The 1258-nt window shown below is 61.5% G+C and carries 1 protein-coding gene; it reads right to left on the bottom strand.

Annotated elements, in window-relative coordinates; all coding sequences use genetic code 11:
• On the bottom strand, positions 1 to 1012 hold a 1012-nt coding region (locus AC1DQP_RS20630), incomplete at its 3' end, for a sulfatase-like hydrolase/transferase (protein ID WP_478052447.1).
• Positions 1013 to 1258 lie beyond the last annotated feature (246 nt).

Consider the following 1258-nt stretch of genomic DNA (forward strand, 5'->3'; position numbering starts at 1 on the left):
GGTAGTGGTCATATAGATAATCACGCCCCAGCACGCGGTCGAAGCCCAGCGTTTCGACCATCTTGTTCAGATACTCCTGCTGGGACAGGAAGAACATGCTGCGGTACCCCTGCGCGCGCAGGACCTCGGGAATGCTGATCCGCGAGATCGCGGTGATATCGTCGGAGACATCGCGCTGCCCGATTCCGGTGCCTTCCTGGTTGTAGCCATCCACCTCCTGGTGGCCCGAGGTCAACTGCCCGCGCAACCCGCGGAAGGTGGCGGCGGTGTGGTTGTAGTAGTTGCTGAACACAAGCGAGCCACCAGCAAGGCGGTCCAGATTGGGCGTTACGCCCGGGTGCCGGCTGCCGTAGGTATCCATCCACCGGGCCGACATGCCCTCGGTGAAGATCACAATGACGTTCGGCCGCTCGGGTAGCGCGTGGGTAAACGCCTCCGGGAAACCCTGCTGATAGACGGTGCGCCGCGAGAACTCGGCGCGCGCCTCGATCAGTTCGGCTGCGCTGATCTGGACCTGGCCACTCATGCCGGCCGACGTGGCGGCCGAGCGAAGGAAAGAAGAGATCGGTGCTTCCCCGCGCGCGACCACGATGCCACGGGCCAGTGGCTGAATGGCCAACAGCGCGGCATAGCCTGTACCCAGCACCAGAATGACAACCGCGGTGATGCGACGCGATAGTGGCTTGTATGTGGTGCGGACCACGCAGGCATGTCCGATGAACGCTGTCAGGAATACCGCCAACAGCGCATAGATGCCATCGAATGCGATCAACCCGACCACTTCCTGGTTGGCGAATGCGATCGGAGGAATGAGGCCGCCGGAAATCCAGATCGAATAGAGCTGGGCCATGTAGATGCAACCAGCAAGCGCGGGCAGCACCAGCATCAGGATGCGCAACGGCACGAAGCGCAAGCGCAGCGTCAGCCGCGTTGCCAAATCCAGCAGCACAAGCTCGAGCGCGCAGCTTGCGGCAAACACAGCGAGGTCCGTAGCTGCCTGGAAGCGCAGCATTCGGAACAGCAGGACAAGGGTCGAGAGTCCTGCGACGCACGTTCCCCACGCGGGAAGCCGCCGGAGGAGGGTCGAATCTGAGATCTTCATTATCTGAACGGACGATCCAGTCGGATCTTCCCTGCAACGCTCCCTGTAAGGCCCTGCTTTCCCTGCGGCCCAAGTTAAGTCCGCGTGATGGGCAGTATCATACGGGGTGTGCCATGGGACTGAAATACTGATCGATCTTACCGCCACGTTCTGTGT

This window comes from Stenotrophomonas sp. P5_A8, assembly GCF_056400545.1.